Raw genomic sequence first — 23,963 nt, 5'->3', positions numbered from 1 at the left:
GCCCGCCGGACACTTTTCGATGATCATAAAACCCTTGCAAATCAATAATTAAAAGTTGGCACGGGGATTGCTTGGTAGTTCCTGCACCAGGAAGGGCTTCAGACAAAAGCTGACTGAAGACTGAACAAACGCAGGAAATCGAAAATTTTCCTTGCAAGCCCAGAATTGGTGTACTACCTTACTACCACACCACTGATCACCAACACTAAACAGGCCCCGTCATGAACGCCAAGACCATTGCCATCGCCATCGCCCTGATCGCCGGCACCGCGGTTGTTTCGTCGGTGCAGGCCTCCGAATCCATCAAGACCCTGTCCACCGTGCAGGTTCGTCCGGCCGCCGACCAGCTGGCCCAGCAGGCCTGGGAACAGGCCAGCGGCATCCCGACCCTGGCCACCGTGGAAGTGCGCCCAAGTGCCGACCAGCTGGCCGAGCGCAGCGGCTACGTCGCCGCCCCGGTGGCCGCCGCGATGCCGATCACCACCCTGGCCTCGGTGGAAGTGCGCCCGAGCCTGGAGCAGCGCGTCGCCCTGGCCGCCGAGCTGGAAGCCCAGCGCTACGCCGCGACCCTGGCTGCCGCCGCCACCAGCGTCGCCAACCAGGTGATCGTCAACCTGCCGGCCCTGCAGGTGCGTCCGAGCGCCGCCGACCTGCAGGCCCTGGCCACCGAAACCGCCCAGGTCCTGCTGCGCCCGTAAGCGGTGCCGCCCTGCCTCGCGCAGGGCGTGCGCCGTAAAGGCGGCGGTCGTCGCAGGTACACTGCGCCGATGAATGCCGCGCCCCAGTTCCACGTGATCCTGTTCCAACCGGAAATCCCGCCCAACACGGGCAATGTGATCCGGCTCTGCGCCAACACCGGCGCGCAGCTGCACCTGGTCGAGCCGCTCGGCTTCGCACTGGAAGACAAGCAGCTCAAGCGCGCCGGCCTGGACTACCACGAGTATTCGCGCCTGCAGGTGCACCCCGACCTGGACACCGCGCTGGCGCGGATCGCACCGAAGCGGTTGTTCGCCCTCAGTACGCGTGCCAGCGTCCGCTATGACAGCGTGGCGTTCGAAGACGGTGATGCCTTCCTGTTCGGCCCGGAAAGCCGCGGCCTGCCGCAGGACGTGCTCGATGCCTTGCCCGATGGCCGCCGCCTGCGCCTGCCGATGCGGCCGGACAACCGCAGCCTCAATCTTTCCAACACCGTTGCCGTGGTGATGTACGAGGCGTGGCGGCAGCATGGGTTTGCCGGCGGCGCGTAACGCCACGCGTCTCTCTTCTGCCTGGTCGTTGCTGTGGCGGGCGCATGCGTTCATGGGCGTTACTTTTCTTTCCGCGCGGAAAGAAGAGTAACCAAAAGAAACGCGCCGCCATCCGCGAGCCGGCGCTGCGCACCGGTGCCCTGCGCTCCTCGGCCCGCCGGGGGACGGCGCGGAACTCGCTGCGCTCAGACACCCGCGCCTCTTCGCCCCCGCCGGACCTGCGCTCCTCGGCTCGCTTCAAGGCGGACCCAACAGCCGCGCGGTACAGGCTGTCCTTGAACCCATCTCGGTACGGTGCGCGGTTCGGTACACCGATCGCTCGCCTGCGAATACGCTACTGGGCAATGCCGGCCAGCGGCCGGCACTACCGGTGCACTCAGAACGCGTTGATGCCGGTCAGTTCGCGGCCGATCACCAGCTGGTGCACGGTCTCGGTGCCTTCATAGGTGATCACCGATTCCAGGTTCAGCGCGTGCCGGATCGCCACGTGTTCGGTGGTGATGCCGGCGCCACCCAGCAGGTCACGGCATTCGCGGGCGATGTCGATCGCCATGCGGCAGTTGTTCCACTTGGCCAGGCTGACCTGCTGCGGCTGCAGCTGGCCGGCTTCCTTCAGGCGGCCCAGCTGCAGGGCCAGCAGCTGCGCGGTGGTGATGCGGCGGGCCATCTCGGCCAGCTTGATCTGCGCGCTCTGCGTGGCCGCCAGCGGGCGACCGAACAGCACGCGCTCCTTGGCATAACCCAGCGCTTCATCCAGGCAGGCAATCGCCGCACCGATGGGGCCCCAGCTGATGCCATAGCGGGCCTGGGTCAGGCAGCCCAGCGGCCCCTTCAGGCCCTTCACGTTCGGCAGCCGGTGGCTGTCAGGCACGCGCACGTCATCGAAGAACAGCGCCCCGGTCAGCGATGCGCGCAGGCTCATCTTGTGCTTGATCTCCTGCGTGGTGAAGCCGGCCATGCCCTTTTCCAGCACGAAACCCTGGATGCCGTCCTCGGTCTGCGCCCAGACGATGGCCAGGTCGGCCACCGGGCCGCTGGTGATCCACATCTTGCTGCCGCTGATGCGCCAGTCGCTGCCGTCGCGCACCGCGCGGGTCTTCATGCTGGCCGGATCGGAACCCCCATGCGCCTCGGTCAGGCCGAAGCAGCCGATCAGTTCGCCGCGCGCCATCGCCGGCAGCCACTGCTGGCGCTGTTCCTCGCTGCCATAGGCGTAGATCGGGTACATGCACAGCGAGCTCTGCACCGAGACGAAGCTGCGCAGGCCCGAATCGCCGCGCTCCAGCTCCTGGCAGATCAGGCCGTAGCTGACCGCGCCGAGGCCACCACCGCCGTACTCGGTCGGCAGGGTCGCACCGAGCAGGCCCAGTGACGCGATCTCCGGCACCAGTTCATCGGGGAAGCGGGCCTGGTCGAAGGCATCGCCGATGATCGGCAGCACGCGCTCGTTGGTGAAACGGGCGACGCTCTCCTGCACCGCGCGCTCTTCCTCGTTGAGCAGGGAACGGACATCGAACAGATCGTACGGATGCAAAGCCATGGCACTCACGCGCAGTCAGGACCGGGCCATTGTCGGTCATCCGCAAGCATCGCGTCTGGTAGGTGTGGACCTTGGTCCACGGATGCGGGTCCGGGCGGTGAAACAATGTGCCAACCAAGGTTGGCACCTACCCGGCCGCGAGCATTACGCTGCACTGCAGCAATCATGACGTGAACATCGGCGATCTAGCTCGATCACGCGCGTCCCGGTACCCTGACACATTCAAACAACCGTTTCGCCCGTGGCCGCACGCGCGATTCCCAGGCACCGCCGGTGGCCCCGATGCCGGCCCTACCCACGAGTCATGCAATCGATGAGCGCTGAAGCCAACGCCCTGCCCCCGCGTGAAGTAATGGAATTCGACGTGGTGATCGTCGGCGCCGGCCCCGCCGGCCTGGCCACCGCGATCCGCCTGCGCCAGCGCGCGATCGAAGCCGGCCGCGAATTGTCGGTGTGCGTGCTGGAGAAGGGGTCCGAACCAGGCGCGCACGTGCTGTCCGGCGCGGTGATGGATCCGCGCGCGCTGACCGAACTGTTCCCGGACTGGGCCGAGCGTGGCGCACCGCTGAAGCAGAAGGTCACCCGCGACGAATTCCTGTTCCTCAGCGAAACCGGCGCACGCAGCACGCCCAACGCGCTGCTGCCGGAGTGCTTCCACAACGAAGGCAACTACATCATCAGCCTGGGCGAAGTGACCCGCTGGCTGGCGCAGCAGGCCGAGGCGCTGGAAGTGGCGATCTTCCCCGGCTTCGCCGCCGCCGAGGTGCTGTACGGCGACACCGGCGAAGTGATCGGCGTGGCCACCGGCGACATGGGCATCGAGAAGGACGGCAGCATCGGCCCGGCCTTCGAGCGCGGCATGGCGCTGCACGCCAGGTACACGATCTTCGCCGAAGGCGCACGCGGCCACCTGGGCCGCCAGCTGATCGCCCGCTACAAGCTGGACGAAGGCAAGGACCCGCAGGCCTACGGCATCGGCATCAAGGAACTGTGGCAGATCGACCCGGCCAAGCATGAGCCGGGCCTGGTGGTGCATGCCGCCGGCTGGCCGCTGGACAGCGACACCTACGGCGGCGCGTTCCTGTACCACGCCGACGGCGGCAAGGTCGCCATCGGCTACGTGGTCGGCCTGGACTACAGGAACCCGTGGCTGAGCCCGTTTGAAGAGTTCCAGCGTTTCAAGACCCATCCGTCCATCCGCAAGCACCTGGAGGGTGGCACCCGCATCGGTTACGGCGCGCGTGCGATCACCGCCGGTGGCCTGTTGTCGCTGCCGAAGACGGTGTTCCCCGGTGGCGCGCTGGTCGGCTGCGAGGCCGGCTACCTCAACGCCAGCCGCATCAAGGGCAGCCACGCCGCGATCAAGACCGGCATGCTGTGCGCCGACGCCGCGTTCGATGCACTGGCCGCCGACCGCCAGCACGATGAACTGAGTGCCTACCCGACGGCGTTCGAAGCCAGCTGGCTGTTCACCGAACTGCAGCAGGCCAAGAACTTCAAGCAGTGGTTCAAGAAGGGCCAGACCGTGGCCACGCTGATGACCGGCGTGGAGCAGTGGCTGCTTCCCAAGCTGGGCGTGCGCAACCCGCCGTGGACCCTGCACCGCACCCAGCCCGACCACGCCTGCCTGGAACCGGCGGCCAAGCACACCCGCATCGCCTACCCGAAGCCGGATGGCGTGCTGACCTTCGACCGGCTCAGCTCGGTGTTCCTGAGCAGCACCAACCACGACGAGAACCAGCCCAGCCACCTGACGCTGAAGGACCCGAGCATTCCGGTGAAGGTGAACCTGGCCGAGTACGCAGGCCCGGAAGCGCGCTACTGCCCGGCCGGCGTGTACGAGTTCGTCGGCGAAGCCGACAGCGCGCGCCTGCAGATCAACGCGCAGAACTGCGTGCACTGCAAGACCTGCGACATCAAGGACCCCACCCAGAACATCGTGTGGGTGACCCCGCAGGGCGGCGGGGGCCCGAACTACTCGGGCATGTGAACGCCACGGGCTGCGACCGAGCGTCGCAGCCCGTCGCTTGCCACGCACCGCTATCCTGCCCGCCCATGCGTGCATCATTCCTGCTCATCGCTGTTGCCGTGGCCCTGGCCGCCACGGCCTGCCAGCGCCCGCCTGCAGCGCCCGCCACGCCGGAACAGGCGCAGCAGCAGGCCATGCAACGCGCGTTCGAGTTGTGTGCCGGCTGCCACACCGTGCAGCCTGGCGGCATCCACCGCTTCGGCCCGAACCTGCACGGCGTGATCGGCCGTCGCGCCGGCAGCCTACCCGACTACGGCTATTCCGACGGCATGCGCCGCGCCGACATCACCTGGTCCGCGCAGACCCTGGATGCGTTCCTGCAGTCACCCACCCATGTTGTACCGGGCACACGCATGTACAACGCCTTCCCCAGCGCCGAACGCCGTGCGCTGGTGATCGCCTACCTGCAGCAGCAGTCGGCTCAGTGAGCCAGGCGCTGCAACTGCTGTTGCAGCCGCGCCACGAATGCCGCCACCGCGGTGAACAGCGGCACCGGATCGGTCTCGGCCGCATCCTGCAGGCGCTCGACCAGTGCATTGGCCTGCGCGGCCAGCACCGTCGCTCCCACCGCGCCCAAGCCACCGGCCTGGCGATGCAGGTGCAGCGCGGCAGCCTCACGGTCGCCGGCCTCCAGCGCGCGCTGCACAGCGGCCAGGTCACCTGCACTGGCCTGCAGCAGGCTGTCGCGCAACTGCTCGGCGACCGCACGTGAGCCGAAGCGCCGCTGCAGGCTGTCCAGATCGGGCAGCGTCCTGTCATCGACGGCAGCGGACTCGGCCAGCGGCTCCTCGAACCGTTGCCCCTGCGCCTGCGGCAACCAGCGCAGCAGTGCCGCGCGCAGTGTCGCCAATGACAATGGCTTGGCCAGCACCTCATCCATCCCGGCTTCACGGCAACGACGTGCATCGTCGTCCAGCACGCTGGCGGTCAGCGCCAGTACGGTCAGCCGCGGCTGGCCGTTGCGGCCTTCGCGTTCGCGCAGCAGGCGGGTGAAGGCGAAACCATCCAGTACCGGCATCCGGCAATCGGTAATGACCAGATCAAAGTGCTCCGATGCCAGGCGATCCAGCCCCTGCTGGCCATCGCCGACCAGCACATGCGGCACACCCAGCTGCTGCAGCCGCCAGGCCATCATCGCCTGGTTGGTCGGATGATCTTCGATGACCAGCACGCGTGCCTGGCGCAACGCCGGCGGCAGCAGCGCCGCCTGTTCCTGCTCGGCGACCAGCGCTTCAACATCACTGCTGCCGGCTTCCACCAGCGACAGCCGCACCTCGGCGCGGGTGCCCTCGCCCAGCGTGCTGTGCAGTTCCAGCTCGCCATCCATCATCTGCACCAGGCGCTGGCAGATGCTCAGGCCCAGGCCGGTTCCACCATGGTCGCGCTGGATGTACGCACCGGCCTGGGTGAACGGCGCAAACAGGTGCTGCAGCTGTTCCGGTGCGATGCCGATGCCGGTATCGGTGACGCTCAGGCAGAGCGGCTGGCTGCCGTCTTCGGCGGTCGGCCCCAGCACTTCCAGCTGCAGCCGCACTTCGCCGCGCACGGTGAACTTGATGGCGTTGCTGAGCAGGTTGAACACGATCTGGCGCAGGCGCACGCCATCCACTTCGTGCGCGGCTGCCAGCTGCGGATCAATCTGCACGTGCAGGTCCAGCCCACGTGCGCTGGCCTGCGCCGACAACAACCGGCACACGCTTTCCAGCAACGGCCGCAGCGGCTGCGGTACCGGCTCCAGCCGCAATGCGTTGGCCTCCAGCCGCGAGTAGTCAAGGATGTCGTCAAGGATCTGCCGGAGCATCTGCGCCGAATCCTCGATCACGCCAAGGATGCGTTTCTGTTCTGCATCCAGCGGTGAGTGCGCGAGCACTTCCAGCATCCCCAGCACGCCACTCATCGGCGTGCGGATCTCATGGCTCATGGTGGCCAGGAAGCGGGATTTCGCCTCGGCCGCCTGCTCGGCCTCGGCCTTGGCTGCGGTCAGGGCATCCGCTTGTGCACGAGCCTCGCTGGCATCCACCCAGTAGCCACTCCAGGTCACCACACCGGCTTCGGCGGCATAGGGTTGCGCCTGGGTGCGCACCCAACGCGGGCCTGCTCCATTGCCCCGCAGGCGGAATTCCAGCATGAGCGGTGCGAACTGGTGCGCGGCCTGTTCGACCGCCTGCAGGATGCGCGCGCGATCGTCCTCTTCGACGCGTTCCAGCAACATCGTGGCGTCCTGCTCAGCCTGCTGTCGGGTGATCCCGAACAGCGCCTGGAGGTCACCGGCAATGAACGGGAAGCGGAGCGTGCCATCAACCTCGCGACGGGCCTGGTAGACCACGGCAGGCAGGTTGTCGGTCACTTCGGCCAGGCGCTGCTCCAGCTGGCGGCGCCCGGCCACCTCGCGGCGCAGGCGCCAGTAGCCGATGCCATGCACCAGCAGCGCGGTCAGCAGCACCAGCAGCAGCGGTACACCCCAGCGCAGCGTGCTTCGCCAGTCGATGCCGTTGTGGTACTCCACCGCCAGCCAGTCGCCGCGCAGCGCTTCGCGCTCGCGTGGCGTCATCTGCAGCAGCAAGCGATCGAAGGTCGTGGCGAGCGCCGCATGCCGGCGCTCCACGGCCAGTGCCAGCTGGTCGTTGAAGCCCGCGGGCGCGGCAACCTGCAGGCGTCCCGGGAAACGCGTGCGCAGCAGGTGGTCGACCAGGGCCAGATTGCCCACGTAGGCGTCGGCCTCACCATCGATCAGGCGTTGCATGGCCTGTTCGGCGCTGCGCGCGGCGACGATCCTGGCCTGCGGCGCCTGCTGCAGCACGTAACCGCGTACGCGCTCCGGATCCGACAGCAGTACGCGCTTGTCCTGGAGGTCGGACAGGCCCAGCAGCGCCGGGCTGTCGTGGCGGCTGACGATCACGTTCGGCACGCTGATGAAGGGTTGGCTGTACACCCAGTCCGGGCCCAGATAGTGCGAATCAACGGGAATGCCCATCACCGCCTGCAGCTCGCCGCGGCGCGCCTTCTCGCGCACCTCATACCAGTCATGGCTGTTCTGCGCCTGCAGGTTGGCACCGGCCTGCATCAGCCGCGCCAGGTACTCGCTGGCCAGGCCGGTGGGCCTGCCATCCTCGTCGGCGAACGACAATGGGGCGGCGTTCGGCGCGAAGCCGATCTTCAACGGCTGTTGCAGAACCCGCTTCTCGGCCTGGCTGAGCGCCAGCTGCGCCGATGCCGACCACTGCGGCAGGGGCAGCCAGCGTTGTGCCAGTGCATCGCGCTGGGCCTGGCTGGTCGCGGCCAGCGCCAGGTCCAGCGCTTCGGCCAGCGGTTGCTTGCTGTTGGGAACGCCGAAGTGCATCCGTTCGGGAGGCAGGTCGCTCGGACGCAGCAGGACGACACCCTGCAGGTGCTGGCGTGCGATCAGCTCGGTGGCAACGTAGGCATTGCCTATGTAGACATCAGCTTTGTCGTCTCTGACCATCTGCAGCGCAGCCAACGAGCTGTTTGCGACAAGCTGCACCGCACGCGGGAAACGTGCCCGCACCTGCGGGCCGGTCAGGAAATCCTGCTCGATGACCACCCGCAATCCGTCCAGGTCGGGCATGTTCGAAGCACGCAGATCGCCCGGCCTCCCCACCAGCGCCAACGGCGCCTCGCCATAGGCAGCGGTATAGACCATGCACTGGGTGCGGTCGGCACTGAGACCGACATTCATTACCACGTCGATCTCGCCACGACAGGCCGCATCCAGCACGGATGTCCAGTCGGAATAACGCCTCGCCTCGACCTTCACACCCAGCTGACGGGCGAGAAGCGACAGATAATCCGGCCCCAGGCCAACCTGCTGGCCATCACGGAGGGACTCGAACGGCGGCCAGCCGCTGTCATACTGGCCCACGACGATGCTTGGATGGGCGGCGAGGTACTCGCGCTGCAGGGGACTGAGCGGCAACAGCCCGGGCACTGCCTGTGCCAGCGCCACGGGCAGCACCAGCACGGCCAGCAGCAGGACCAGCCCGCGAACAGCCCAGCTACGCATCGGCGTCGATCTCCTAGAATCCTGACAGGGCCGCGATGGTCGCGGCCCGGCTTGCCCGGTGGCCATACTAGAGCAATGAGCTTGCGCATCATCATCGCAGACGACCACCCTGTGGTCCGTATCGGTACCCGCGCCGTCATCGAATCGAGCGGGGTCGGCCGCGTGGTCGGCGAGGCTGACAGCGCGCAGGCGCTGATGGCCCTGCTCGGCAGCCAACCCTGCGACCTGCTGGTGACCGACTATTCCATGCCAGGCAGCCCACAGGCCGACGGCTTCGCCATGATCGGCATGATCCGCCGCCGCTTCCCCGACCTGCCGGTGCTGATGCTCAGCGTCTCCAACAACCTGGCGATCCTGCGCATGGTGCTCGACAGCGGCGTGCTCGGCCTGGTCGACAAGAGCTCGTCGATGGACGAACTGCCGCAGGCCATCCAGGCGGTCTATCGGGGCCAGCCCTACATCAGCCGGAGCCTGCGTGAGCGGGTCGAGGCTGCGGGCAGCTGGCGCATGCGCGAGGGCGACGGCAAGCCGTTGTCGCCACGCGAGGTGGAAGTGCTGCGGCTGCTCGGCACCGGCATGACGGTGAAGGAGATCTCGCTGCAGCTGCACAAGAGCGTCAGCACCATCAGCCGGCAGAAAGGCGACGCCATGCTCAAACTGGGCCTGAAGGGCGACGCCGAATTGTTCGACTACCTGCGCGACGGCAAGATCTGAGAACCAGATCACACTGTAAGGGCATCTGTCACCGCCCTCTTTGACCGGCCGCCGTTCTGTGCCAAGATGACCCGGCATGGGTTTTCAATGCGAGGTCGAAGGAATCGACCGGCTCATGTCCTCGCTCCCGTCCCAGGTGGATGGGGTGCGGTTTCCTGCCGGCCGTCTGGCCCGGCAACGCTGACCATGGAGAGGCGCATGCATCACCCCCCCGAGCCATGTTGGACCCTGCCGTTGCGGCCCCTGCGCGCATTCGCGGCGTGCCTGCTCGTCTCTCTTTCCGCTGCGGCCTGCAGCGCCGCCGATCCGGCCCCCTCGTCCTCCCAGCCTGGCGCCCCCGTGCAGGCTGCCGATGCGCCCCGACAGGATGTTGCCCCGATGCAGAACACCTCTCCCGACACCGCCGTCACCCCGCCCGACGCGCCGACCGTGATGTATTTCACCTACCAGGTGGACGGTGATGGCGCGACCTCCTACGAGGTCCAGAACGGCAGCGTGGCGACCTTCTGGTTCGGCCACACCTTCACCCTCGATGGCACCACGTATTACACGGGTTTCTCCTGGGATACCCGCGAGCACTACGGCAAGCCGGGCGAGCAGACGCCGGCCGGCCCGGATGATCGCGCCAACCTCGCCGAGGCCACTTTCGTGCTGGCCGGCGCCGACGCGAAGAAGCCATGGAAGTTCCGTGGTCAGGAATGGACCATCGGCGCGCTGGGCGCGTACGACAAGGCCGACGATGTCGATACCCGGCGCAAGCCGCTTGAACATCGCACCGCCGACGGTCGCCTGCTGCTGGCGGTGCCGACCAGCAGCTTCGACCGCGGCATCAGCAGCACCGGCTATGCACTGCTGCTGTTCAACCCCAAGCGCAGCGAAGACGACGTGGACAGCAAGGTCTGGCGCTATGTCGGCTCGGTGCGTACGGGCGAGGACAACAGCGCCGCCTGCGACGAAGGCAACGTGATGCCCTGCACCGACAGCGATGGCGAACTGGCCTTCGCTGCCGACGGCAACGGCCTGCCGCGACTGACCGTGACCTTCAAGGGCACCACCATCGAAGGCCCCGGCAAGACCCGTGCACTGGGCGCCGGCGACGCCGTGCACTACACCTTCGACAGCGCGACCCAGCAGTACATCGCGCCCTGATAGCACCCGCCCACGCGCGGGTTTCCTGTTGACCGACATGTTCTTGACTCACGGATGAGTCCGGTTGGCGATTCGCGGCATGCGCCGCTCCATCAACCCCGAGGAAAACGTCATGGCACAGCATGACTACAGCAGAAAGGAAGTCCTGGACATCGTCGAGCAGGTCGCCCGGCAGAAAGGCCTTCCGGTCGATGACTTCATGCGCTTCGCGCACATCGAGACCGGCGGCACCTTCAACGAGCGCGCCCACAACACCTCGTCCGGCGCCAAGGGCCTGTTCCAGTTCGTGCCCGGCTCCGCGCGCCAGTACCACCTGACCGGCCACGAGTTCGACCCGACCCGCAACACCGAAGCGGCCGCAAAGATGTACCAGGACAACCTGGACTCGATGGCACGCCGCAACGAGCGCACCGGCCACCCGTACCTGTCCGGAGGCAGTACGCCGACCGGCCTGGACCTGTACCTGGCCCACCAGCAGGGCAGCGCCGGCTATGGCTCGGTGCAGACCGCGATTGCCACCGGCACCTTCGGCGTGGTCCGCAACGGCCACGGCGAAGAGATCAACATGCGCCGCAACGTGCTGAACCAGATCGGTTCCGACGCGAAGGCGCTGACCGGCCACACCCTGGCCGAGATGCGCGGCATGAACGATGGCGACCTGGCGCGGACGTTCTCCAGCTACTACATCCACAAGTACGCGGCGATCAGCATTCCGGAAAAGAACATCGAGCCGCAGGCGGTGGCGCAGGGCCAGGGCCAGGCCCCGGCCGCGCCTGCACAGGCCAGCGCAGCCGTGGCGGCGGGTGCAGCCACGCTGGCGGCAACCGCAACGGCGGCTGCCACACCGAAGCCGGGCATCGAACTGCAGGCCGCCTACGAGGCCGGCGTGAAGTACGACCACGTGAAGTACGCCATCAACATTCCGGGTCACGCGCTGTACGTACCGGGCAAGACCGGCAAGAACGTGGAGCAGGGTTACATCGACTGCTCCGGCTGGGTCGGCACGCTGCAGAACCGCACCATGGACGAGATCAACCAGAAGGCCGGGCATGCGGTCTTCAGCAAGGCCGATCGCATCGACCTGGGCAACCTGGGTTCCGGCGGCATCGTGCGCAAGGCATTCGACCAGTCCGGCGTGCTGCTTGACCGCGACGCGATCCTCAAGCCCGGTGCGCTGAAGGAAGGCATGATCATCGGCCTGGATACGGCCAAGACCCGCCATGAGCACTGGAACGGCATCGACCACATCGTGATGGTGGTGCGCGACCCCACCACCGACAAGCTGCTGATCAGCCAGTCCACCGGCAGCAAGGGCGTGCACACCATGCCGGTGGAGGACTACCTCAAGCAGGTGAAGGAGCACCCGAACTGGAAGCTGTACGCCTCCGATCCGCTGTCCAAGGCGCGCGACCTGCTGGAAAACCGCACCCCGTCGCACGAGCAGGCCCAGGGCAAGCCTGCCGCCGAGCACAAGGCCGCTGCCACCCCGCACGCCGAACTGTACAAGCAGGGCGCGCACAGCGAAGGCGTGCGCAAGGTGCAGGAGCAGCTGGGCCACCTCGGCTATGTCGGTGCCGACGGCAAACCGCTGGTCGAGGATGGCCGCTTCGGCCGCAACACCGACGCGGCGGTGCGCCAGTTGCAGAAGGACAACGGCCTGGTGGTCGACGGCATTGTCGGGGCGAAGACGCTGGAGGCCATCAAGGAAGCCCGCGAGCGCCCGCTGCTGAACGACGAACGGCACCCGCGCAATCCGCTCTTCATCCAGGCCAGCAAGGGTCTGGAACTGTTGCCGGCCGGCACCTTCAAGGATCGCCACGCGCTGGAAAGCGCCGCCGCGGCCCTGACCAAGGAGGCGCATGCCGCCGGCCTGCAGCGCATCGACTCGGTGGTGCCCAGCCCGAACGGTGAACGCCTGTTTGCCGTGCAGGGCACGATCGGTGACCCGGCGGCCAGCCGCGTGGCGGTGGAGACCCGAGCCGCCAGCGAGCAGAGCATCGCGCTCAGCAGCGGTGCCGTGCAGGGCGCGCCTAACGTGCTGCACCAGCAGCAGGACGCCCAGCAGGAGCAGGCCCGGCAGGCACAGAAGGCGATGGGCGTCTGAGCCCGCAACGCCTTGGCAGAGAAGGGAGGGCCACGTCCGCGTGGCCTTTTCCCTTTCTGCCAGCTGAGCGGCCGAGGCCGCTTTCAGCCTTGCTTCATGCCGCCTGCCGCTAGATGAATGCGCAAGCCGCACGGTGGACCAGGCAATGTTCCGGCAATGTTGGAACGTCAGCGTGGTCTCCACGGCAGCCGGGGCGCCCGCGCCCTCCCTGCCCAGCGTGGCATGCACCTCACAGGAGAACGAACATGCTCAGTACTTCCACACTCAGCTTCCGTGGTCTGGCGATGGCCCTGGCACTGGTGGCCGGTGTCGCCGTGGTCAGCGATGCCAGCGCGATGTCGAGGAAGGACAAGCGCACCCTGGTCGGTGCCGTGGTCGGTGGCGTGGCCGGCAACCTGCTCTCCAACGGCGATCCCGCTGCCACCGTCGGCGGCGCCGTGGCCGGCGGCGCGATCGGCAACCTGACCACCTCCGACCGCCGCGACCGCCGTTACTACGACAATCGCCGTTACGACGACCGCTACGATCGCCGTTACGACCGTGGCTACTACCGCAGCGGCTACTACGACCGCGGTGATGACCGTCGCTGGCAACGCGAGCGCTACTACGACAACCGCTACTACCACGACCGCGGTCGCCATCGCGGCTGGTAAGCAGCGCGGCATCTTCCATGCCGATGCACGGACGGGCGGGTCGATGACCCGCCCGTTTGCGTTGGCCGCGTGCATGGCGTTGAATGCGCAGCCTTGGATGTGACTTTCCCCACTGGGGCTGCGGCATGACTTCTTCCTCCCACCGCGTGCAGGGCCTCAACAACGACGAGGTCGCTGCCGACTGGCCACCGATCAGCGCGGCGGACATCGCGTGGCTGCGCCAGCGCTACCCGCAGCTGCACATCGGCAGCGAACCGCGCTGGCACAGCCCGCGGCCGCTGTCGGCTGCCGCCATCGTCAACGGCGCGAACGGCGCGGTGTTCGTCAAGCGCCATCACCACAGCGTGCGCAGTGCGGCCTGCCTGGAAGAAGAGCACCACTTCATCGCCCATCTCGCCGCAGCGGGCGTACCGGTGGTGCAGGTGCTGCCAGCGGCCGATGGCCACACTGCGGCCGAACATGGCGAATGGACGTTCGAGCTGCATGCGATCGGCGTCGGCGAGGACCTGTACCGCGACGCCGTGTCGTGGTCGCTGCTGACCGATGTCGCGCAGGCCCGCGAAGCCGGGCGCACACTCGCGCAGCTGCACCGGGCCGCCGCCAGCTACCACGCGCCCCAACGCAGCACCCATGTGCTGGTCGCGCGCGACGATCTGATCCGTGCCGACGATCCGATCGCGGCCATCAAGGCAGAGCTGCACGAGCGTCCCGGGCTGGCCCGCTATCTCGCGCGCATTCCATGGGAAGCGCAGCTGCAGCGCGACGTGCTGCCGTGGCATGCCGGCCTGGCCGAGCGCCTGCGCGATGAGCCACGATTGTGGGCGCACAACGACTGGCACGTTTCCAACCTGCTGTGGCGCGATGGGCAGATCAGTACCGTGCTGGATTTTGGCCTGGCCTCGCCCACCAGTGCGCTGTTCGACCTCGCCACGGCGATCGAGCGCAACGCGGTGGCGTGGCTGGAACTGGAGCGCGGCATGGAGGCGGTGCGCATCGATATCGCGCTGGCCCTGCTCGACGGCTACCGCCAGGTGCTGCCGCTGTCGGCGGCACGCGTGCACCTGCTGGCCGACCTGCTGCCGATGGTCCATTTCGACTTCGCACTGTCCGAAGTGGAGTACTTCGAAGGCGTCACCGGCTCGACCGCCAATGCCGACGTCGCGTGGCAGCCCTTCATGCTGGGGCATCCGGCGTGGTTCCACAGCGCGCCGGGACAGGCACTGCTGCAGGCGCTGCACGCGGCGGCGTGACCCGGTTGGCGCACCATTGGGATCAGGTCCCTTTCCTGCGGAAAGGGATCTGACCCCGCAGCCTGGACCCCGCAGCCTGAAGAACGCCGGCTCGCAAATCCGTACCATTTGTAGTGAAATGGTCACCTGAAGCGGGGGTGCCTGGATCTGCCAGGCTGAGAGAGTCCCTTGGAACCTGATCCGGTTTGCACCGGCGTAGGGAGCTTTGAGCCGCAGCCACACCCCCCATCATGGGCCCTGTGCACCTGCGCGCCGTCGCTTCGTCTCCCTTGTTGTCCGAAGACGAACCGAATGAACCGCTGCCTGCGCCCCACCCTGCTCTCCCTCGCCCTCTGCGCTGCGCTGCCACTGCACGCCAGCGAGGCCGATGCGTCCCCTGATGCGGCTGCCACCGGCGCCGAGCGCTCGCCCACCGAACTGGCGGCGGTACGCGTGCAGGCCGGCAAACCGAAGGCCGATACCTCACGCGTGAACGCCTTCGGTGGCGGCAGCTGGAAGGACACGCCGGCCTCGGTGAACGTGCTTGAGCGCGATTACCTGGACCGTCGCCAGGTGCGTTCGCTGTCCGAGCTGGCCAGCAACGATGCCTCGCTGGGTGATGCGTATGCGCCGGTGGGTTACTACCAGAACATCGCCATCCGTGGCTTCGCCCTGGACGCCGCCACCGGCTACCGCTTCAACGGCCTGTCCATCGCCGGCGAACAGCGCCTGGCGCTGGAGAACGTGCAGTCGGTGGAGATCCTCAAGGGTGAAGCCGGCCTGGCCGCAGGCGTGATGGCGCCGGGCGGCATCATCAACTACATCGGCAAGCGCCCGGCCGAAGTGCGCACCGCCACGCTCGGTACCGATTCGGAAGGCTCGCGCTACGTCGCCGTCGATGTCGGCCACTGGATCACCCCGCGTTTCGGCCTGCGCCTGAATGCCGCATGGGATTCCAGCAACTCCTATGTCGAGCACGCCGACGGTCGCCGCAACTTCTACTCGCTGGCCGCCGACTGGCTGATTGGCGAACGCGGCAAGCTGGAAGTGGATGCCAACTACCAGACCAGCTCGCAGCGTTCGGTGTCCGGCTACCAACTGCTGGGCGCACGCGACCTGCCGCGTGGCGTCGACCGCGAACACCTGCTGGGTTACCAGCCGTGGCAGCGCCCGGTGGATATCGCCAGCACCAACATCACCGCGCTGCATACCTACGACTTCAACGAGGCCTGGCAGTCGCGCATCTCGGTCGGCCACAGCCGTTCGGTGATCGATGACAACGTCGCCTTCGCCTACGGCTGCTACTACGCCGTGCTGTGCGCCGATGGCAGCGTGCCAGGCAACTACTTCGCGCCCAACGGCGACTATGACGTCTACGACTACCGCAGCCCGGACGACACCCGCCGCAACCAGCAGGCCCGTGCGGAGCTGCGTGGCCGCTTCGAGACCGGCAGCGTCGGCCATGAGCTGACCGTCGGTGCCGACTACTTCCGGCGCACCGTGGACAAGCGCCCGAGCGTCAACGAGTACGTCGGCACCACCAACATCCACGAAGCACCGGTGCCGGTATTCGCGCCGTCGCCGAAGATGCCGGGACCGTCCGCACGGCGCCTGGACAGCCGCCAGACCGCGTTCTTCGCGCTGGACCGGATGAGCTTCGGCGATGACTGGCAGTGGCTGGCCGGTGGCCGCTTCGTGCGCCTCGATGAGCGCGCCTACGACAAGCGTGGCACCCCGCAGCGGCACAGCCGCCTGTCGCGCTTCCTGCCGCAGACTGCGGTGGTGTGGAAGGCCACCGACCAGCTCAATGCCTATGCCAGCTACGTGCGCGGCATTTCGCTGGGCCAGGAAGCGCCGTTCTGGACCAGCAACGCCGACACCTTCCTGCCGTCCGTGCAGTCGCGGCAGCTGGAAGTGGGCGTGAAGTACGTGCCGGTCGAAGCGCTGACCCTGGGCGCGGCCGTGTTCCGCATTTCGCAGCCGTACCAGTACGCCAAGCCGGACAGCAGCGACGTCGGCTACACCTTCGTCGAGGAAGGCACGCAGACCCACACCGGCCTGGAGCTGACCGCCAACGGCCAGCTGACCGATGCGCTGCAGATCGTGGCCAGCGCCAGCGTGCTGCCGGCGCGCGCGCGCGACACCGGCACGCCGGCCTATGAAGGCCATCAGCTGGTGAACCTGCCGAAGGTGCGCGCCAGCGTGCACCTGGCCTATGCGCTGCCGTTCGTGCAGGGCCTGGACGTGACCGGCGGCTGGCGCTATGCCGGTGCCAACGTGGCCCGCGCCGACGGTGGCGTGCGCGCACCCGACTATTCAGTGTTCGACGCTGGCCTGCGTTTCCAGCATCGCCTGCGCGAGCGCGCAGTGACCTGGAACCTGTCGGTGGACAACGTGTTCAACCGCTTCTACTGGCGCGATACCGGCAGCAGCGGCGGTGACTACTACCTGTTCCCCGGCGCACCGCGACAGGCCCGCCTGTCGGTGACGTTCGCGCTGTGAGCGGCGTGATGCTCGAGTGGACCGCCGCACTGTGCAGCATCCTCGGCGTCTGGCTGATGGCCCGGCGCCGGCTGGCGGCGTGGCCGGTGGGCCTGCTGTCGGTGGCGCTGTATGGCCTGGTGTTCGCCGAGGCCAAGCTGTACTCGGACACCCTGCTGCAGATCGCCTTCGGTGGTTTTCTGGTCTATGGCTGGCTCAACTGGCGGCAGCATGCCGCCGATGAGGGCAGCATCCGCATCGTGCCGCTGGCACGCGGCACGCTGCTGCGCGACCTGGCCATCGGCCTGTGCGGTGGCGTGGCGCTGGGTGCAGCCATGCACAGCTTCACCGACGCTGCCCTGCCGTGGTTGGATGCGCTGCTGACCGGTCTGAGCCTGGTCGGGCAATGGTGGCAGGCCCGCCGCCACGTGGCCTGCTGGTGGGTGTGGATCGCAGTGGACGTGGTCTATGTGGGTGCGTACCTGTTCAAGTCGCTGCACGTGACCGCCGCGCTGTACGTGTTCTTCCTCGGCCTGGCCGTGTTCGGCCTGCGCGCATGGAGCGCCGCCGCTCGCGAGCCACAGGTGGCAACCCGGTAGAGCCACGCCATACGTGGCTGGGCCACCGGTAGTCGCCAACCTTGGTTGGCGCGCGCCTGCCGAGCAAGGTAGGCATCTACCCAACACATCCACGCATGGCGTGCATCTACTGGGTAAGCACCAAACCCAGCCGCAGCGGCTGGCGCATGTCGGCCGGTGGCGCGGCCTGCAGGGGTGCACTCTGCAGGGTCGCGCGCAGGGCAGCATCGACCTGGGCGTCACCCAAGCTGTCGAATTCCAGTTTCGAAATGCGGCCATCCGCCGCGATCCACACGCTCACCGGCAACGGCGTCGGCGTGTCCGGATGTGCCTGCAGCCATTCCAGTACGCGCTGCGCCTGCGGGTCCTGCTCCTGCTGCAGGCGCTGCTGCAGCTGCCCCCCCACGGCGGCGGCATAGGCCATCCAGTGCGCAGGGGCTTCCTGTGCGGACACTGCGGCACTCCCCAGTGCCAGCGCACCGAACAACGCGGCCAGTGGCCGCCACCAGCGGCGTGCACCGGTTGTGTTTCTTGCCATCGCCATCGCCCGCCCCTGCGCTCTCATCCAACGGCTGATGGTCGGCGCGGTAGATGACAGGCAGATGGCGGCACAGTAGAGCCACGCCATGCGTGGCGTGGATCTACTGGAACAGAGCGGCCAGTAGCATGCGCAAGGACGAGAGCCGCGATCAGTCGCCCAGGTCGGCCAGCACCTTGCGCGAGGGCGCGAAGAAGGTCACGCCGGTGGTGGCGGTGGAGAAATCTAGGATGCGGTCATGCAGCGGTGCGGGATTACCGATGAACATGCGCTCGAGCATCTTCTCGATCACCCACAGGCGGCGCGTGTAGCCGATGAAGTAGGTGCCGTACTCGCCGCGACCCGGGTTGGCGAACGGCATGTTGTCGCGCAGGATCTCGTGCTCGCCGTCGGCATCCTCGATGGTGCACAGCGTCTTGTGCGACTTCTGCGCATCGGCCGGCGCATCGTCCAGCTCGATGTTGTCGTGCTTGGTGCGGCCGATGATCGCTTCCTGCGCTTCGGTCTTCTGGGCGCGCCAGGCATCGAGGTTGTGCAGGTACTTCTGCACCACCACGTAACTGCCGCCGACATGCTCCGGGTCTTCCTCGCCCACGATGGTGGCTTCCGGCAGTGACAGCCCTTCCGGGTTGGCGGTGCCGTCAACGAAATCGAGCAGGTCGCGGCCATCGAAATAGCGGAAGCCGGCCACGTCATCGACCGTCTCCACCGCATCGCCAAAGGCCATCAGCAGGTTGCGCTCGAACGCCACGATCAGATCCATCGTGCGTGCACGGATGTGGTACAGCAGGTCGCCCGGCGTGGACACAGCGGTATGGGTCGCGCCCTTGATCTCGCGGAACGGCTGCAACTCGCGCGGCGGCGTGGTGCCCACCAGCGGCTTCCACACGCGGTGGCCGATGGCCACGTTGCAGGTGAAGGTGCGTTCGATCTCGCGGATGGCGGTGTTCTTGATCAGGTCGTCGGTGCTGGCCAGCACCTCGCGTGCCTTGGCGATCGACGCCTCGTCATCCTTCACCTTCAGCACCAGAAACGCCGCCGAATGGGTCAGTGGCGCGGTGATCTGCTGCGGCTCGTTGTCGAGCGTGTGGTTGACGGCGGTGATCGGTGCGGGCTGGGAGTTCACGGCGGTTCCTGCTGGCTTGAGGCGGACGCATCGCGTGTGGCGATGTGCGGGCGATCATAGCGGAACCGCCTGACCGGGGACGGAGCGGTTCTCGTTCCGTCCACCGGCGAAGCTACGAAGGCCTCAATCCACATCACTCCAGACCGCCAGTTCGTAGCCATCCAGATCGCGGAAGTGGAAGCGGCGACCACCCGGGAAGGCGAACACCGCCTGCACCACCTCGCCACCGGCGGCGATCACGCGTTGCTGTGCATCGGCCAGGTCCGCGCAGTAGAGGATCACCAGCGGCCCCCCGTGGGCACGCACCGGCGCGTCGGCCACGAAGCCACCTTTCAGACGGCCGTCGTCGAACTCGGTGTAGGCCGTGCCGTAGTCCGTGAAATGCCAGCCGAACACCTCGCCGTAGAAGCGCTTGCTACGGGCGATGTCGGCGACGTTGAGTTCGATGTTGTCGATGCGGCGTTCGGCATCGTGGGGCGCGGCAGGATTCATGGCGTGGCTCCGTGGTGGGAGCCCAGCATCGATCAATGCAGCACAGTGGTCTTGAACAAAACGGCCATCATTGTCCCCACTCCAGGCGCAGCTCGCTGGCGGTCATGCCCGCCAATTCACGCGCCTCGCGGCTGAGATGGGCCTGGTCGGCATAGCCGGCATCAGCGGCCAGCATCGCCAACGAATGCAGTGGCAGCGCGCGACTCTGGCGCAGGAAACGTTGCAGCCGCAGGATCCGCTCCAGCGTCTTGGCGCCGTAGCCGAACTGCGACTGGCTGAAACGCCGCAAGCTGCGCGGGCTCAGGCCCAAGTGCGCCGCCAGCGTATCCAGCGTGGCATTACCCGCGGCGAGCGCCTGGAACAGGACATGGGCGCGCTGCGCCGGCGTATCGAGCGCGGCCGCACCCATGTGCTGTTGCAGGCAGTTCGCCATTCGCTGCAGGCGCTGTGCAGGCGCGGTGTCGCCGATGGAGGCCGCCGCCTTGTTCACCCACGCGCCCTTCAGGTCGGCCAGTGGCACGGCCTGGCCGATGATCGCGGCCAAGGGCAGGCCCAGCGCGGCCAATGCCTGGCCGGGACGGAAGCGTGCGCCCAGCACCTGCGCACCGGGTGCCAGCGCCGGGTGCGCGGCCACGCGGTCCGGGCCGACGACGAACAGCGCACCGTCGCGCCAGAGGATATCCACGCAGCCATCGGGCAATACGGTGATGTGCCCATCGGCATCGGCAGGAAGCTGGCTCTGCCACAGCTGGCCAAAGTGGCCGCGCAGCGGCGCAGGCGCCAGATGCTCCTGGTAGGTCGTGCCGGTGCCTGCAAGAGAGGAAGGGTCGCCCATGCCGCATTGTGGCGCCACGGGGCCCATAAAAGTGAAGCCCGGCGCGAGGCCGGGCTTCGGTTGGCGTGTGGGAGAGAGAGAGAGTCACACGCCAGCACAACACGCACTAACGACAGGCGTTTGTTACCAGGTGAAGCGCGGGCCCACGAACCACTCGCGGTCGCCGGCCTTGGCCAGCTTCACTTCGCCACTCAGGCCCCAGTTCTGGTTGAACTTGGCGGTGGCGCCGACACGGCCATAGAACTCGCCGTCCGGGTTGATGCCGTGCTTCTTGGTGTAGTCCTCGTAGCCGGCCATCACGTAGCCTTCCACGTACGGGTTGAACGCGGTGCGCACGCCAACTTCGGTCGAGTAGCCGTTGAAGTCCAGGCCATGCTTCATGTCGAACTTCTGGTACGCAACGCGAGCCACCAGGTCGGTGTTCGGTGCGATGCCGTAGTTGTAGCCGGCGCCGATGCGCCACTGGTCGACGTCATTCTTGAACTTGTCGGTCTCCTGCGCGCTGTAGTCGCCGAAGATGTGGAAGTTCGGGTGCACCGCCACGGAACCCTTCACCTTCCAGCCGTCGGCGTCGCCGCCCTTGGCATCGGTGTTCACGTAGCCGCCTTCAACGTAGTTGTACGACAGGCCATCGGTTGCCGATGCAGCGAACGGCAGAGCAGCCAGAAGACCCAGGGCGAGCAGCGAATTCTTGTTCATCGGGACACACCTTTAATTATTTTGGTTTCGTCGGCCGCCTCCCGGGAGGGGGAGAGAGAAGAGGCGGTCGACAGGTGTGAATTATCCGTTAGGGGGTCTAATCAACCCTGAATATTGAACTGACTGGTGTATAAATAAGGCTGGCGTTCAGGGAACTCCGCATGGGACCGCTGTCGGCTTCTTGCGCGCACCACGCTCGATGCTTGATGCGGGCTCTGATCCTGATCGCCTCGCCGGTTGTGCTACTGCAGGCACAGGCCGCTGAGCGCATCGTTTCTGCCAGGCACATCGTCGTACAGACAGACGATGTCACGCGCTTCTTCAAGGTGCTGGACGCCAACCAAGGGCGCCCAAGCGCCGATGATCTGCAACACGGCTATCTGGATGCGGGTACGGATGCCCTGCGCAGCTTCACCGACCGCCGTATCGGCTCGATGGAGCGGCTGGCCAGGGCCATCCAGGACAAGCCGGCATTGTTTGCGAAAGCGAGAACCTGCGCGACCGCATTGCCATCGATCCGCACGCGCGTCGCCGCTGCCGTCGATCGACTTGGCGCCCTGTTGCCGTCTGCGCGCTTTCCCCCGGTCACCGTACTGGTGGGCCGCGGCAACAGTGGTGGCGTGACTACCGAAGCAGGTGTGGTCATCGGACTGGAAGCACTGTGCAACGCCGACTGGATGCAGACCGACGTAGGTGACCGCTTCGTGCATCTGATCGCGCATGAGTATGTGCACGTGCAACAGCCCGGTGCACGCGTGGACATCGAGCAGCCCACCCTGCTCTATCAGACCCTGCTGGAAGGGGGCGCCGAATACGTGGCCGAACGGATCTCCGGGCAACCGGCCAACGCGCATCTGCAGCGTTGGACGCAGGGTCGCGAGTGTGCGCTGGAGCGTGCGTTCCTGCAGGACAGCATGGGTACCGATCTTTCAAGGTGGCTGTACAACGGTCCCGGCGACGATACGCGCCGCGGAGATCTCGGCTACTGGATCGGCTATCGCATCGCCCATGCCTATGTTGCGCGCGCGGCCGACACGCGCAGCGGCGTCGCCGAACTGCTGGATGTCCAGCCCGGGAACGCTGCGGCGCTGCTGGAAGCAAGTGGATGGCAACCTGCGTGCGGAGTAGGCGAAAGCACGCAGACGCGCATGCCGTGATGCCGGCTTCATGCAGGTGAATGGGTAACGTTTAACAGGCACAAGGCGCTTCGCCGATGCAGATCAGTTCGCTTGATCCCGCTTGTTAAGGTTTGTTGATCTACAGGCCTTCACAGCCCATCCACGTACTCAAATTCCAGCTGAAAGCACGGGCTAGCGCCGGGAACAAACGCCGCTATATTCCAGCTTCCCCAGACGAAGGAGGGAGTTGGAAATGAAACTGACCAAGCAGCACATCAACGCAGCACGCGCCATCACCGTCGCCATCGTGGCCACCGTAAGCCTCGGCGCTTGCGCCACCTACAAGGACGAGTTCGCAACCATCAACTCGCGCCTCGATCAGCTCGACGTAAAGGTGCAGGGCGCTGCCCAGAGTGCCGAGTCCGCCAACCAGTCGGCGCAGCAGGCCAACCAGCGTCTGGACCAGATCGAAGGCCGCGTACAGCAGCTTGAAAGGGCACCGGCCGGTCGCAAGCCGCGCGGCTGATAGCTCCCTCATCCTTTGAATTGCTCCACCTCTGTATCGGGAACCAGTGGCCTTCGCCGGCCACTGGCATCCTTCCACCCAGGATTGCATTGCAAGGAGCCGTCCCATTCGTACCTCCTCCTCCCCTGCACGCCGCGTCCTCCATGCCGCACTGGCGATGGCACTGGCCGTTGCGTGCAGCGGCGCAGCCAGCGCCAAGGGCAAGGACAAGGAAGCGCCTGAACAGCGAATTGCTGCCGTTGATGAACTTCCACCCGACCAGAGCGTGTCCGAAACAGTGATCGAGCTGGCCGGCTGGGTGGTTGCCAGCAAGGACAACCAGGGCTACCCGTTCGCAATCATGGACAAGGCCGCCGCGCAGGTCCTGATCTTCGGCGGCGACGGTAAGCTGCGCGGCGCGGCACCGGCGCTGTTCGGTTCGGCCATCGGTGATCACTCGGCCCCTGGTGTTGCCAAGCTCGCACTGAGCGCGATTCCCGGCCATGACCGCACCACCCCTGCCGGCCGTTTCATTGGTGGCTACGGCCCCTCCGACGATGCCGGGCGCGTGCTGTGGGTGGACTACGATTCCGCCGTCTCGATGCACCCGCTGCCGCCAGGCACCCCGAAAGAGAAACGCGCCCAACGGCTGGCAACGCCGACGCCGGACGACAACCGCGTCACCCACGGCTGCATCAACGTCTCGCCCGCGTTCTACGAGCAGATCGTGCAGTCCACGTTCGAGAAGGGCGGTGTGTTCTACATCCTGCCGGACAAGGATTCGATCGCGAAGACGTTCCCGGAGTTCGCGCAGAGCCGTGGCGATGCGAAGGACGAAGACGAGAAAGGCGCGCGGCGCGCAAGCAAGTAGAAGTGGGTAGTGGAAAGCGTTTGCGTACTGGAAG

The 23,963-nt window shown here is 66.8% G+C and carries 21 protein-coding genes and 1 riboswitch; of the genes, 14 read left to right on the top strand and 7 right to left on the bottom strand.

Features of this window, described 5'->3' with window-relative positions; translation table 11 throughout:
- Positions 1-221: 221 nt before the first annotated feature.
- Together AC5P99_RS09360 and AC5P99_RS09355 are read left to right on the top strand one after the other, a co-directional pair.
- Positions 222-698, top strand: coding sequence for an XAC0231 family protein (locus tag AC5P99_RS09360; protein ID WP_005407626.1), 477 nt, complete (start codon positions 222-224; stop codon positions 696-698).
- A gap of 69 nt (positions 699-767) precedes the next feature.
- Entirely contained in the window at positions 768-1,247 is a 480-nt protein-coding gene (locus AC5P99_RS09355; protein ID WP_005407625.1) for a tRNA (cytidine(34)-2'-O)-methyltransferase, read from the top strand.
- A gap of 376 nt (positions 1,248-1,623) precedes the next feature.
- Here the strand turns inward: AC5P99_RS09355 and AC5P99_RS09350 are convergent, their stop codons facing one another.
- Positions 1,624-2,787: an acyl-CoA dehydrogenase family protein gene (locus tag AC5P99_RS09350; RefSeq protein ID WP_024956299.1), complete on the bottom strand. Its 1,164-nt coding sequence runs from the start codon at positions 2,785-2,787 to the stop codon at positions 1,624-1,626.
- A gap of 313 nt (positions 2,788-3,100) precedes the next feature.
- Here AC5P99_RS09350 and AC5P99_RS09345 point away from each other — a divergent pair, with 313 nt between their 5' ends.
- Positions 3,101-4,777: an electron transfer flavoprotein-ubiquinone oxidoreductase gene (locus AC5P99_RS09345; RefSeq protein WP_099605675.1), complete on the top strand. Its 1,677-nt coding sequence runs from the start codon at positions 3,101-3,103 to the stop codon at positions 4,775-4,777.
- Between the two features lie 65 nt (positions 4,778-4,842).
- On the top strand, positions 4,843-5,244 hold the full coding sequence (locus AC5P99_RS09340; RefSeq protein ID WP_005407622.1) for a c-type cytochrome: 402 nt from the start codon (positions 4,843-4,845) through the stop codon (positions 5,242-5,244).
- Here the strand turns inward: AC5P99_RS09340 and AC5P99_RS09335 are convergent.
- Positions 5,238-8,837 (bottom strand): ATP-binding protein, encoded by a 3,600-nt coding sequence (locus AC5P99_RS09335; protein ID WP_495213071.1) that lies wholly within the window; start codon positions 8,835-8,837, stop codon positions 5,238-5,240. The two genes, AC5P99_RS09340 and AC5P99_RS09335, sit on opposite strands and share 7 nt — an antisense overlap.
- Positions 8,838-8,912: 75 nt before the next feature.
- On the opposite strand from AC5P99_RS09335, the gene AC5P99_RS09330 reads away from it, so the two are divergent.
- From AC5P99_RS09330 to pnuC, 7 genes are all read left to right on the top strand, one after another.
- The gene (locus AC5P99_RS09330; protein ID WP_005407620.1) at positions 8,913-9,551 is read left to right on the top strand and encodes a response regulator; all 639 of its coding nucleotides are present in this window, start codon (positions 8,913-8,915) and stop codon (positions 9,549-9,551) included.
- 378 nt (positions 9,552-9,929) lie between these two features.
- Entirely contained in the window at positions 9,930-10,700 is a 771-nt protein-coding gene (locus tag AC5P99_RS09325) for a hypothetical protein (protein WP_049449306.1), read from the top strand.
- Between the two features lie 112 nt (positions 10,701-10,812).
- A complete protein-coding gene (locus tag AC5P99_RS09320) occupies positions 10,813-12,804 on the top strand; it encodes a peptidoglycan-binding protein (protein ID WP_049449557.1) in 1,992 nt (663 codons plus the stop codon).
- A 245-nt stretch (positions 12,805-13,049) separates the two neighbouring features.
- Positions 13,050-13,457 carry a glycine zipper 2TM domain-containing protein gene (locus AC5P99_RS09315; protein WP_014645533.1) on the top strand — a complete coding sequence of 136 codons (408 nt, stop codon included), beginning with the start codon at positions 13,050-13,052 and terminating at the stop codon, positions 13,455-13,457.
- 125 nt (positions 13,458-13,582) lie between these two features.
- Positions 13,583-14,707, top strand: a complete 1,125-nt coding sequence (locus AC5P99_RS09310; protein WP_049449304.1) for a phosphotransferase enzyme family protein — start codon at positions 13,583-13,585, stop codon at positions 14,705-14,707.
- A gap of 123 nt (positions 14,708-14,830) precedes the next feature.
- Positions 14,831-14,926, top strand: a riboswitch (TPP riboswitch).
- A gap of 72 nt (positions 14,927-14,998) precedes the next feature.
- A complete protein-coding gene (locus AC5P99_RS09305; protein ID WP_495213070.1) occupies positions 14,999-17,188 on the top strand; it encodes a TonB-dependent receptor in 2,190 nt (729 codons plus the stop codon).
- An 8-nt stretch (positions 17,189-17,196) separates the two neighbouring features.
- Positions 17,197-17,766 (top strand): nicotinamide riboside transporter PnuC, encoded by a 570-nt coding sequence (pnuC, locus tag AC5P99_RS09300; RefSeq protein WP_005407614.1) that lies wholly within the window; start codon positions 17,197-17,199, stop codon positions 17,764-17,766.
- 106 nt (positions 17,767-17,872) lie between these two features.
- Here pnuC and AC5P99_RS09295 read toward each other — a convergent pair whose 3' ends face one another.
- The 5 genes from AC5P99_RS09295 to AC5P99_RS09275 form a co-directional block, all read right to left on the bottom strand.
- Positions 17,873-18,289 carry an energy transducer TonB gene (locus tag AC5P99_RS09295; RefSeq protein WP_088435797.1) on the bottom strand — a complete coding sequence of 139 codons (417 nt, stop codon included), beginning with the start codon at positions 18,287-18,289 and terminating at the stop codon, positions 17,873-17,875.
- A gap of 145 nt (positions 18,290-18,434) precedes the next feature.
- Positions 18,435-19,409, bottom strand: coding sequence for a Dyp-type peroxidase (locus tag AC5P99_RS09290; RefSeq protein ID WP_495213069.1), 975 nt, complete (start codon positions 19,407-19,409; stop codon positions 18,435-18,437).
- Positions 19,410-19,532: 123 nt separating this feature from the next.
- Positions 19,533-19,901 (bottom strand): VOC family protein, encoded by a 369-nt coding sequence (locus tag AC5P99_RS09285; RefSeq protein ID WP_049449296.1) that lies wholly within the window; start codon positions 19,899-19,901, stop codon positions 19,533-19,535.
- A 67-nt stretch (positions 19,902-19,968) separates the two neighbouring features.
- Positions 19,969-20,736, bottom strand: coding sequence for a helix-turn-helix transcriptional regulator (locus AC5P99_RS09280; protein ID WP_329755836.1), 768 nt, complete (start codon positions 20,734-20,736; stop codon positions 19,969-19,971).
- Between the two features lie 123 nt (positions 20,737-20,859).
- Positions 20,860-21,435: an OmpO family porin gene (locus AC5P99_RS09275; protein ID WP_005411880.1), complete on the bottom strand. Its 576-nt coding sequence runs from the start codon at positions 21,433-21,435 to the stop codon at positions 20,860-20,862.
- A 206-nt stretch (positions 21,436-21,641) separates the two neighbouring features.
- Between AC5P99_RS09275 and AC5P99_RS09270 the strand changes: the two genes are divergently transcribed.
- The 3 genes from AC5P99_RS09270 (at position 21,642) to AC5P99_RS09260 (ending at position 23,929) form a co-directional block, all read left to right on the top strand.
- On the top strand, positions 21,642-22,592 hold the full coding sequence (locus tag AC5P99_RS09270; protein ID WP_088435799.1) for a DUF2268 domain-containing putative Zn-dependent protease: 951 nt from the start codon (positions 21,642-21,644) through the stop codon (positions 22,590-22,592).
- A 214-nt stretch (positions 22,593-22,806) separates the two neighbouring features.
- On the top strand, positions 22,807-23,079 hold the full coding sequence (locus AC5P99_RS09265) for a hypothetical protein (protein WP_005407606.1): 273 nt from the start codon (positions 22,807-22,809) through the stop codon (positions 23,077-23,079).
- 157 nt (positions 23,080-23,236) lie between these two features.
- Positions 23,237-23,929 carry a L,D-transpeptidase family protein gene (locus AC5P99_RS09260; RefSeq protein ID WP_049402849.1) on the top strand — a complete coding sequence of 231 codons (693 nt, stop codon included), beginning with the start codon at positions 23,237-23,239 and terminating at the stop codon, positions 23,927-23,929.
- Positions 23,930-23,963 lie beyond the last annotated feature (34 nt).

It is taken from the genome of Stenotrophomonas sp. YJH_SMC_80 (assembly GCF_059372495.1).
The sequence above is the reverse complement of the archived record's forward strand: the minus strand, read 5'-3'. Positions and strand labels throughout refer to the sequence as shown.

Excerpts from the sequence above, each read along its gene's own strand:
- AC5P99_RS09265 (WP_005407606.1), top strand. The coding sequence starts at position 22,807 with ATGAAACTGACCAAGCAGCACATCAACGCAGCACGCGCCATCACCGTC.
- pnuC (WP_005407614.1), top strand. The coding sequence starts at position 17,197 with ATGCTCGAGTGGACCGCCGCACTGTGCAGCATCCTCGGCGTCTGGCTG.
- AC5P99_RS09275 (WP_005411880.1), bottom strand. The coding sequence starts at position 21,435 with ATGAACAAGAATTCGCTGCTCGCCCTGGGTCTTCTGGCTGCTCTGCCG.
- AC5P99_RS09335 (WP_495213071.1), bottom strand. The coding sequence starts at position 8,837 with ATGCGTAGCTGGGCTGTTCGCGGGCTGGTCCTGCTGCTGGCCGTGCTG.
- AC5P99_RS09340 (WP_005407622.1), top strand. The coding sequence starts at position 4,843 with ATGCGTGCATCATTCCTGCTCATCGCTGTTGCCGTGGCCCTGGCCGCC.
- AC5P99_RS09310 (WP_049449304.1), top strand. The coding sequence starts at position 13,583 with ATGACTTCTTCCTCCCACCGCGTGCAGGGCCTCAACAACGACGAGGTC.
- AC5P99_RS09315 (WP_014645533.1), top strand. The coding sequence starts at position 13,050 with ATGCTCAGTACTTCCACACTCAGCTTCCGTGGTCTGGCGATGGCCCTG.
- AC5P99_RS09325 (WP_049449306.1), top strand. The coding sequence starts at position 9,930 with ATGCAGAACACCTCTCCCGACACCGCCGTCACCCCGCCCGACGCGCCG.
- AC5P99_RS09295 (WP_088435797.1), bottom strand. The coding sequence starts at position 18,289 with ATGGCGATGGCAAGAAACACAACCGGTGCACGCCGCTGGTGGCGGCCA.
- AC5P99_RS09305 (WP_495213070.1), top strand. The coding sequence starts at position 14,999 with ATGAACCGCTGCCTGCGCCCCACCCTGCTCTCCCTCGCCCTCTGCGCT.
- AC5P99_RS09280 (WP_329755836.1), bottom strand. The coding sequence starts at position 20,736 with ATGGGCGACCCTTCCTCTCTTGCAGGCACCGGCACGACCTACCAGGAG.
- AC5P99_RS09350 (WP_024956299.1), bottom strand. The coding sequence starts at position 2,787 with ATGGCTTTGCATCCGTACGATCTGTTCGATGTCCGTTCCCTGCTCAAC.
- AC5P99_RS09270 (WP_088435799.1), top strand. The coding sequence starts at position 21,642 with ATGCGGGCTCTGATCCTGATCGCCTCGCCGGTTGTGCTACTGCAGGCA.
- AC5P99_RS09360 (WP_005407626.1), top strand. The coding sequence starts at position 222 with ATGAACGCCAAGACCATTGCCATCGCCATCGCCCTGATCGCCGGCACC.
- AC5P99_RS09345 (WP_099605675.1), top strand. The coding sequence starts at position 3,101 with ATGAGCGCTGAAGCCAACGCCCTGCCCCCGCGTGAAGTAATGGAATTC.
- AC5P99_RS09320 (WP_049449557.1), top strand. The coding sequence starts at position 10,813 with ATGGCACAGCATGACTACAGCAGAAAGGAAGTCCTGGACATCGTCGAG.
- AC5P99_RS09260 (WP_049402849.1), top strand. The coding sequence starts at position 23,237 with ATGGCACTGGCCGTTGCGTGCAGCGGCGCAGCCAGCGCCAAGGGCAAG.
- AC5P99_RS09285 (WP_049449296.1), bottom strand. The coding sequence starts at position 19,901 with ATGAATCCTGCCGCGCCCCACGATGCCGAACGCCGCATCGACAACATC.
- AC5P99_RS09355 (WP_005407625.1), top strand. The coding sequence starts at position 768 with ATGAATGCCGCGCCCCAGTTCCACGTGATCCTGTTCCAACCGGAAATC.
- AC5P99_RS09330 (WP_005407620.1), top strand. The coding sequence starts at position 8,913 with ATGAGCTTGCGCATCATCATCGCAGACGACCACCCTGTGGTCCGTATC.